Source organism: Flavobacterium sp. UBA4854 (genome assembly GCF_002399805.1).
GTDB classification, from domain to species: Bacteria; Bacteroidota; Bacteroidia; order Flavobacteriales; family Flavobacteriaceae; genus Flavobacterium; species Flavobacterium ginsengisoli.
In genome coordinates, this window is record NZ_DHEI01000025.1 from 32,160 (window position 1) to 41,604 (window position 9,445).

Consider the following 9,445-nt stretch of genomic DNA (forward strand, 5'->3'; position numbering starts at 1 on the left):
AAATTATGGTCGCCATCCAATCCGTATTTGTATAAATTGGTTACTTCTGTTTATGAAAATGGAAAAATAATCGATCAGTTAACAACGACTTATGGAATCCGTTGGGTAAGTTGGCCAGTTAGTCGTGACGGAAAAGACAATCGTTTTTTTATTAATGATGAACCTGTTTTTATAAACGGCGTTTGCGAATACGAACATTTAATTGGAAAAAGTCATTCGTTTTCAGACGAAATGATTCATTCCAGAATCGAACAAATCAAAGCGGGCGGATTTAACGCTTTTAGAGAAGCGCATCAGCCTCATAATTTATTATATCAAAAAGAATTAGACGAAAACGGAATCCTGTTTTGGAGTCAGTTTTCAGCACATATTTGGTACGATACGCCAGAGTTCAAAGAAAACTTTAAAACCTTATTGCGAGAATGGATTAAAGAACGCAGAAACAGTCCATCGGTTGTAATGTGGGGCTTGCAGAATGAAAGCACGATTCCGAAAGAATTTGCTGAAGAATGCACACAGATTATTCGCGAAATGGACCCGTTATCAGCTTCACAAAGAATTGTAACAACTTGTAACGGTGGCGAAGGAACAGATTGGAATGTCGTACAGAACTGGTCAGGAACGTATGGCGGAGATCCGTTAAAATACCATCTGGAAATGACAACTCAGCTGTTAAACGGAGAATACGGCGCATGGCGTTCTGCTGATTTACATACGGAAGGCGATTTTGACCAAAAAGGAACTTTGAGCGAAAACCGTTTTTCTCAATTAATGGAAATTAAAGTTAGAGAAGCCGAATCGGTAAAAGATAAAATTGCGGGACAATTCAACTGGCTTTTTGCTTCTCACGAAAATCCGGGACGAGTGCAAAACGGAGAAGGTTTTAGAGACATTGACAAAGTCGGCCCAGTAAATTATAAAGGACTTTTTACGATTTGGGGCGAACCTTTGGATGCATTTTATATGTACCGAGCAAATTATGTTTCAAACAAAACCAATCCGATGGTTTATATCGTTTCGCATACTTGGCCAAGCCGTTGGGAAAAACCAGGAATCAAAAGTGGAATCGATATTTATTCGAATTGTGATGAAGTAGAATTGTTCAACGATGTCAATAAATCTTCTTTAGGAAAACTAAAAAATCCAGGAATCGGACAGCATTTTCAGTTTAATAATGTCAATATTCAGTACAACGTTTTATATGCGGTTGGATATGTAAACGGAAAAGCGGTTGCTAAAGATTATATCGTTTTAAATAACTTCCCAAAAGCACCAAGTTTTGATACTTTAACGTCTGAGAAAACGGATATAACAAAAGCTCAAAAAGGGTATAATTATATTTACAGAGTAAATTGCGGAGGATCTGAATTGACAGATTCTGCTGGAAATACTTGGTTTACCGATACACACAAAAACAGTCAAAATACTTGGGGCTCTTTATCTTGGACAGATAATTTTGAAAAATTGCCAGACTTTTTTGCCAGTCAAAGAACAACTTTCGACCCGATAAACGTAACAAAAGATTCAGAATTATTTCAAAGTTTTAGATACGGAGTTGATAAACTGCGTTACGAATTTCCTGCACCAGATGGCGAATATTTAGTCGAATTATATTTCACAGAACCTTGGTACGGAACTGGTGGCGGAATGGATTGCAAAGGTTGGCGATTGTTTGACGTTGCAATAAACAATAATATCGTTTTAAAAGATTTTGATATTTGGGCAGAAGCTGGACATGATAACGCGTTGAAAAAGACATTCAAAGTAAAAAGTACAAACGGAAAAATTGTGATTTCGTTCCCGAATGTCAAAGCTTCACAAGCGATTATATCTGCGATTGCGATTGCAACAAAAGATATTCACGCAAGGCCTGCGGAGGAATCACCAAAAAATATTCAGAATGTAAGTTTGAATTCTAAAAATGATTTTAAAATTGCTTCATGGCTAGATATTAATTCGAAGCAATTTTCAAACTCAGATGTGAGTTTTACCGAATTGCCTTCGGAGGTTTTTGGAGCAGACTATCTACAGTTTTCAGATGTAAATATACCTTCAGGAAATTTAGATTTATCGAAAGATTCGAATGTTTATATAATTATTCCTGTTTTTGAACCAGTTCCTGATTGGTTGAAAGGCTTTACTAAACTGGAAGAAAAAGCTAAAAATAGTTTGAATTTCTCTTTTGATGTTTATAAGAAAGAAATTAAAAAAACGGATAAAGTTGAATTTGGTAAAGCAGGGTCGCATTTTACAATTGCAGTAGTTCCAACTTACGATATGGGCGAAAAAGACGATTCGAGACCAGTTGTAATTATAGAAGCTGAAAAGACAAAAACAACGGGAATAGGAATCGAAAAAGGAAATTTCAAAAAAGCCGATTATATTGAGTTCACAAAAAAGACAAACAACAGCATCGAGTTTGAAGTAAAACCTGGAGTTGCTGGAATTTATTTAATGCGTTTCCGTTTTATGAATAGAAATGAAACTCCGATGAAAGTGAAATTCAAAATGGAAGATGCATACGGAATTTTGATGCGAAATGATACAATTGAGTTTTTTCCTTCGCCTGAAAAATGGAAAATTTTGAATACGACATCTGGTGGTTATATTAACGCAGGAACGTATAAAATAACACTTGAAGGTGATGATTTGAAGGGGTTGATGCTGGATAATTTCGAATTTCAGTAAATGATGGTTTGCCATAAAGGCACAAACACGCCAAGGTTTTATTGTAGAGACGCACAGGAGTGCGTTTACGTTCCAATTATCCATCCAGTTTGTCATTTCGACGAAGGAGAAATCTCCACAAGAAGCTCGACAAAGGTTGGCGAACTACGTTGCGGAGTTACTCGCGAAGATTTCTCCTTCGTCGAAATGACAAGATTGTAGAAATTTGGAATTTTAAAAATAATTATTTAAATATATTATGATTTTAAAAAAGATAATATTTGCTTTAACATTACTATTTTCAGTTTCAGTTTTTGCACAAAAACAAGCCAGAATTGTAGAAGATTTCAATAAAAATTGGAACTTCAAATTAGGAGATTATCCCGAAGCAATAAATGCCAATTTCAATACTTCAGATTGGAGAACGCTTCAATTACCGCACGATTGGAGTATTGAAGGCGCTTTTGATAAAGATGCTAAAACCAAGCAAGCACAAGGATTTTTACCAGCGGGGAAAGGTTGGTATCGTAAAGTATTTACAATTCCTGCAAATTGGAAAAACAAAACAGTTTCGATTGAATTTGACGGTGTTTTTAAGAACAGTGAAGTTTTCATAAATGGAAAATCATTAGGAGTTCGCCCAAATGGTTATATTTCTTTTGGATATGACTTGACGCAATATTTAAACTTTGGAAAATCGAATACGATTGCCGTAAAAGTTGATAACGATTCTCAGCCGAATTCAAGATGGTATACGGGTTCGGGGATTTATAGAAATGTACGTTTAGTTGCTAGTGAAAAACTGCATGTTGGAAAATGGGGGACTTTTGTAACAACGCCAGAAGTTTCAGCAGAAAAATCAAAAATACATTTGGAAGTTACCATTGATAATGATAATGTTTCGGCGAAAGAATTTAAATTGGTTACTTCGGTGGTAAATTCCGAGAATAAAGAAGTTACCAATTATACTTCAACAGAAAAAATTGGCGCTAAAACCTCAGAAAAAAAGGTTCATGATTTGGTTTTGAATCAACCGAAATTATGGAGTACAGAGAATCCGTATTTGTATAAAGTTATTACCAAAGTTTACGAGAAATCGAAATTGGTTGACAATTACGAAACACCACTTGGATTTAGATTTTTCAATTTTGATTCAGAGAAAGGATTTTCTTTAAATGGTGTTCCAACCAAAATTTATGGCGTTTGTCTGCATCACGATAATGGTGCTTTGGGCGCGGTTGAAAATATTCACGCGGTTAGAAGAAAACTGACTTTGATGAAAGAAATGGGAGCAAACGCTATCAGAATGTCTCATAATCCACATTCTTTAGAAATGATGCAATTGTGCGACGAAATGGGATTCATTGTTCAGGACGAAGCTTTTGACGTTTGGAAAAAGAAAAAAGTAACCAACGATTACCACAAAGATTGGGATGCTTGGCACAAACAAGATTTAGAAGATTTTATTAAAAGAGACCGTAACCATCCATCGGTTATGATGTGGAGTATTGGTAATGAAATTAGAGAACAGTTTGATTCGACAGGAATTGCGATTACAAGAGAATTAGCTAAAATTGTAAAATCACTAGATACAACTCGTCCAGTAACTTCTGCTTTGACAGAAAATGTAATTGAGAAAAATTTTATTTACCAATCTGGTGCTTTAGATCTTTTGGGATTCAATTACAAACATGAAGATTACAAGGATTTTCCAACTAAATTTAAAGGACAGAAAATATTAGCTTCAGAAAGTGTTTCGGCTTTAGAAACGCGCGGTCATTATGATTTTCCTGACGGAATTAAAGCGTGGCCAACAAAACACGGCGCTGCGTTTGACGGAAATGCCGATTGGACGGTTTCGGCTTATGATCAAGTGAAATCGTATTGGGGCGCGACGCATGAAGAAAACTGGAAAACGATCAAAAGCCAAGATTTCATGGCAGGAACTTTTATCTGGACAGGTTTTGATTATATCGGAGAACCAGATCCGTATCCATTTCCTGCAAGAAGTTCTTATTTCGGAATTGTCGATTTAGCGGGACTTCCAAAAGATGTGTATTATATGTACCAAAGCGAATGGTCGAATAAAACAGTTCTTCATATTTTGCCACATTGGAACTGGAAAAAAGAGCAGGATGTAGAAGTTTGGGCGTATTACAACAATGCCGATGAAGTAGAATTATTCTTAAACGGAAAATCCCTCGGAAAAAAAGCAAAACAAAATGATGATCTTCATATCTCTTGGCGTGTAAAATTTGAGCAAGGAACTTTAAAAGCGGTTTCAAGAAAGAACGGAAAAGTAGTTTTAGAAAAAGAAATCCATACAACGGGAGAAGCTTCTAAAATTGACTTAAAAGCTGAAAAAACATCAATTAAAAACGACACTTACGATTTGGTTTACGTAACAGTTTCGATGACTGATAAAGACGGAAACTTATTGCCAACCGCAATGGATTTAATCAATTTTGAAGTTTCTGGCGGTGGAAAATTAGTTGGTGTTGATAATGGTTATCAGGCTAATTTGGAATCGTTTAAAGCCAATTCCTGTAAATTGTTTAATGGAAAATGTGTTGTGATTATTCAGTCGAATGGGAAGAAAGAAAATATTCAGATGAAGGCTAAGACTGGAAATGGAATTCCGGTTTCTTCAGTTGAAATTAAAGTGAATTAAAAAATATAAAGTAAAAAACTCCATTAGCAATAATGGAGTTTTTTTATATCCGTCATTTTGGCTACGACATCTTCCAAATAGGCTACAAACAAACTTAGGCTTCGGCTGATCTTTGCATTATAATTTTAAAACAATTAAAAATGCAAAAGACAATTTTTATTACAGGAGCTTCAACAGGATTAGGGAAATCTGCGGCAAAATTATTTCAAAGTAAAGGATGGCAGGTCATTGCCACGATGCGAAATCCGGAAAAAGAAACAGAATTAAATCAGCTGGAAAACGTCATTGTACTTCCGTTAGATGTTACAAATCCAGAACAGATTGATTCAACGATTAAAAGTGTTTTGGAGAAATATTCTGTAGATGTGGTTCTGAATAATGCAGGTTATGGTTTAATTGGCGTTTTGGAATCTCTCGAAAATCATCAAATTGAACGTCAGATCGTCACTAATTTATTTGGCGTTATTAGGGTTTCAAAGGCATTTGTGTCTCATTTCCGTGAGAAAAAAAGCGGTACTTTCATTAATATAACTTCTACTTTTGGATTAATGGGTTTTCCAACTTGCTCTATTTACAGCGCAACAAAATTTGCGGTAGACGGATTTTCAGAAAGTCTTGCATCAGAATTAATTCAGTTTGGGATACAGGTAAAAGTGGTTGCGCCAGGCGGAATGAAAACAGATTTTGCCATACGATCTATGGAAGTTGCACAACACGAAGCATACGAAAAATTAACTACGGAAGTAAGCAAAGGATACAGCGCAGAACAAATTGACAATTATACAAATGCTGAAGATGTTGCGCAAATCATTTTTGAAGCTGCTACAGATAATAAAAGCCAATTGCGATATGTAGCGGGAAAAGATGCAAATGCATTGTATAACGAACGACTAAGTTTGGGGGCTGAAACTCAGATTCAAAACATCAAATCAATGTTTACTTTTTAATTTATAAATCAGATGAAAAATCAAGCTATAGAATTGACTACCTTTAAACTCAAAGGTTTTACAACCAAACAATTTATTGAAGCAAATACTGAAATTGATGCTTTTTTGAAACGCCAAAAAGGATTTCGTTCCCGAACAATTTTTGAATTGAAAAAAGACGTTGTTTATGATATGCTCGTTTGGGACAGTGTAGAAGAAGGAACTGAAGCAATGCATAAATTAATGACAGAACTTAGTGATTCTCCTGTTCATGATATGATCGATCAAGGTACGGTTAGTTGGAATATTACGCCAGCCGAACATTTTGTAAATTTGTAAAAACGTCAGAAAATTAAAATGAAAAATCAACCCAGAATATTCCAGTCTGTTTCAGAGTTGCATAAAGCTATGGGACAGCCAAAACCGGTACATCCGCTGATTAGTATTCTGAATTATGGAGAAGCTGTATTTGATCCCAACGATTTTGAAAACGGAATTGTTTTGGATTTTTATAAAATATCTTTCAAAACTAATTTCACGGGAAAACTGAGATACGGACATGGATTCTATGATTTTGAAGAAGGCGGAATGTCGTTTGTGTCTCCCGGACAAGTTCTTAAAATGCAGGATGAAGAAGCCGATTACAGCGGAATGTCATTAAATATTCATCCTGATTTTTTTCGTCCTTATTCCTTAAATGCCACTATCAAAAAATATGGGTTTTTCTCTTATTCTGCTGCCGAAGCTTTATATCTTTCTGAGAAAGAAAAAGAGACGATATTGGGTGTTTTCACAAACATTATGCAGGAACTCAATGAACGGATAGACCATTTTAGTCAGGATGTTATTATTTCGCAGATAGAACTTTTGCTTAATTACAGCAATCGTTTTTACAACCGTCAGTTTATAACCAGAAAAGCGGTTAATAATGACGTGCTTTCTAAACTGGAAAAACTATTAGAAGATTATTTTAATAGCGAAAAACCAGAAGAAAACGGTTTGCCAACCGTACAATTTGTAGCCGATGAAATGCAGTTGTCACCCCGATATTTGAGCGATTTACTGCGTAGTATTTCAGGACAAAATACCCAGCAGTTTATTCATGAAAAATTAATCGAAAAAGCAAAAGAATATATTGCAAAAGGAACTCTTTCAGTCTCTGAAATTGCCTATAAATTAGGTTTTGAGCATCCGCAATCGTTCAATAAACTTTTTAAAAAGAAAACAAATGTAAGTCCGATTGCATTTAAAGAATTATTTACTAAAAACTAAATTATGGCATCATTAAATTTTGAAGAATTAAAACAACGTTCTGTAGAGATAAGAAAGCGTTATCACGAACTAGAAGTAGCGCATCATGGAAGTGAATGGACAATAGAAGAAGATGCGTTAGCTTTTTTAACCGATGCCGGTTTGGTTGGTCGTCATGTTATGTCGCATGAAGGCAGATGGCCAAAAGCAAATACAGAAGAAGAATTGAAGCATAAAATAGGAGAATCAATTTGGTGGCTGACGGTTTTAGCTGAAAGAATGAATATCAATATTGAAACCGTTACAGAAGATTTCTTAGCTAAAACAGAAAAATTATTATAAGAATTTATTAAAAATAAAATAGATATAGATGACACCAACTTTCTTCCCAAATCAATTAGAATTTAGAAAATGGCTTGAGAAAAACCATCAAAAAGAGAAAGAACTTTTGGTTGGTTTTTATAAAGTTACGAGTAAAAAGCCTTCTATGAGCTGGTCAGAATCTGTAGATCAAGCGCTTTGTTTTGGCTGGATTGATGGTGTTAGAAAATCTATTGATGCGGAAAGTTATACAATTCGTTTTACTCCAAGAAAGCCTTCTAGCATTTGGAGTGCGATTAATATTCAGAAGATAGAAGATTTGACAAAAGCGGGTTTAATGACTGATGCTGGTTTGAAAGCGTTTGGTTTTAGAACCGAAAATAAGTCTAAGATTTATTCGCACGAAAAAGAACCAGTTCCGTTGTTAGATGTTTACGAGAAACAGTTTAAAAACAATGCAACTGCTTGGGAATTCTTTGAAAAGCAAGCACCTTCGTATAAAAAAGTAATGATTCATTGGATTATGAGTGCCAAACAGGAAAAAACACAATTGTCAAGGCTTGAAAAAACGATTGCTGAGAGCGAAAAACAGAAAAGAGTACTGTAAATATTTCGAATAAAATCCGTATTTTAGTGATCTGACTTTTAGTGAAATATGGAAAAAGAAAATACCACAAAAATAAAAGGGGAGATTTTGCTAGGTATTATTTTTGCCCTAGAATTATACGCCTTGCCTGTACAGTTTTATTTGCTGTTAAAAAGTCCTGAATTCACTTTTTTTAGTGCAGCAGTTCGTTTTTTTAGTTTTTTTACCATTACAACAAATACGATCGTTTTTCTTTGCAGTGCTTTGTTGCTATTTGGTGGTAATAGTAAGGCAAATGCTTTTTTCAAAAAATGTACTACAATCACCGCAATTACGGTTTACATTTTGATTGTCGGAATTGTTTTTAATGTGCTCCTTCGCCCAATTTTAGATTTGCAAGGACACCATCGCATTGTAAGCGAAATTTTCCATACTGTTGTACCAGTTTTATTTTTCTTTTTCTGGCTGTTTTTTGTAAGTCCAGAAAAGATCTCTTTTAAAACCATTTGGTTTTGGTTGGTTTACCCGATTATTTACATGATTTATACCATAATCCACGGTTTTGTTTCTAGCTTTTATCCTTATCCTTTTATTGATGTTACTAAGCTCGGATTGCAAACAGCATTCATAAACGGAGTTTTCGTTTTAATCTCTTTTGTCGTTTTGTCTGTGATTTTGATTTCGATTTCAAAAATTAGAACTACTAGGATTGATTAGCTTGGAAAGCTAAAATAAAATAGTCAATCTTCTAGTCAGGAATTAATAAAAAAAGAAACTTTCTCCTTTCCTTCTTTCTCCTGAAATTTTTCTACGAACTTCCGATGACATTAATTTAATAGATCAAAAATATCTTGATTTTTGTATCTAAACTTTACTTTAAGGTTATAATTAATTCTTTTTTAAGTTATTAACGGTAAAAATTCATTGCCTGAATATTCCGTAATTACTGGTTTAACTAATTAATTAGTATAAATATTAATAAATTAGTTTTTCTACTAACTAATTAGTAGTTATATTTGTCAA

The 9,445-nt window shown here is 34.5% G+C and carries 8 protein-coding genes; all 8 read left to right on the forward strand.

Annotated features, from left to right (window positions below; genetic code table 11):
- Nucleotides 1–2,688: malectin domain-containing carbohydrate-binding protein (locus B3J44_RS02790; RefSeq protein WP_286965644.1), on the forward strand; the 2,688-nt coding region annotated here is incomplete at its 5' end.
- A gap of 238 nt (nt 2,689–2,926) precedes the next feature.
- The gene (locus tag B3J44_RS02795) at nt 2,927–5,338 is read left to right on the forward strand and encodes a sugar-binding domain-containing protein (RefSeq protein ID WP_286965645.1); all 2,412 of its coding nucleotides are present in this window, start codon (nt 2,927–2,929) and stop codon (nt 5,336–5,338) included.
- Between the two features lie 140 nt (nt 5,339–5,478).
- On the forward strand, nt 5,479–6,285 hold the full coding sequence (locus B3J44_RS02800) for an SDR family oxidoreductase (protein WP_286965646.1): 807 nt from the start codon (nt 5,479–5,481) through the stop codon (nt 6,283–6,285).
- 12 nt (nt 6,286–6,297) lie between these two features.
- On the forward strand, nt 6,298–6,603 hold the full coding sequence (locus B3J44_RS02805; protein WP_286965647.1) for a hypothetical protein: 306 nt from the start codon (nt 6,298–6,300) through the stop codon (nt 6,601–6,603).
- An 18-nt stretch (nt 6,604–6,621) separates the two neighbouring features.
- On the forward strand, nt 6,622–7,536 hold the full coding sequence (locus B3J44_RS02810; protein WP_286965648.1) for a helix-turn-helix domain-containing protein: 915 nt from the start codon (nt 6,622–6,624) through the stop codon (nt 7,534–7,536).
- A 3-nt stretch (nt 7,537–7,539) separates the two neighbouring features.
- Nucleotides 7,540–7,857, forward strand: a complete 318-nt coding sequence (locus B3J44_RS02815) for a MazG-like protein (RefSeq protein ID WP_286965649.1) — start codon at nt 7,540–7,542, stop codon at nt 7,855–7,857.
- 28 nt (nt 7,858–7,885) lie between these two features.
- Nucleotides 7,886–8,443 carry a YdeI/OmpD-associated family protein gene (locus tag B3J44_RS02820; RefSeq protein ID WP_286965650.1) on the forward strand — a complete coding sequence of 186 codons (558 nt, stop codon included), beginning with the start codon at nt 7,886–7,888 and terminating at the stop codon, nt 8,441–8,443.
- 48 nt (nt 8,444–8,491) lie between these two features.
- Nucleotides 8,492–9,139 (forward strand): Pr6Pr family membrane protein, encoded by a 648-nt coding sequence (locus tag B3J44_RS02825; RefSeq protein WP_286965652.1) that lies wholly within the window; start codon nt 8,492–8,494, stop codon nt 9,137–9,139.
- The last annotated feature ends 306 nt before the right edge of the window (nt 9,140–9,445 follow it).

What these genes read in the sequence shown, in the direction of transcription:
- B3J44_RS02795 (WP_286965645.1), top strand. Translation starts at nt 2,927, where the DNA reads ATGATTTTAAAAAAGATAATATTTGCTTTAACATTACTATTTTCAGTT.
- B3J44_RS02800 (WP_286965646.1), top strand. Translation starts at nt 5,479, where the DNA reads ATGCAAAAGACAATTTTTATTACAGGAGCTTCAACAGGATTAGGGAAA.
- B3J44_RS02805 (WP_286965647.1), top strand. Translation starts at nt 6,298, where the DNA reads ATGAAAAATCAAGCTATAGAATTGACTACCTTTAAACTCAAAGGTTTT.
- B3J44_RS02810 (WP_286965648.1), top strand. Translation starts at nt 6,622, where the DNA reads ATGAAAAATCAACCCAGAATATTCCAGTCTGTTTCAGAGTTGCATAAA.
- B3J44_RS02815 (WP_286965649.1), top strand. Translation starts at nt 7,540, where the DNA reads ATGGCATCATTAAATTTTGAAGAATTAAAACAACGTTCTGTAGAGATA.
- B3J44_RS02820 (WP_286965650.1), top strand. Translation starts at nt 7,886, where the DNA reads ATGACACCAACTTTCTTCCCAAATCAATTAGAATTTAGAAAATGGCTT.
- B3J44_RS02825 (WP_286965652.1), top strand. Translation starts at nt 8,492, where the DNA reads ATGGAAAAAGAAAATACCACAAAAATAAAAGGGGAGATTTTGCTAGGT.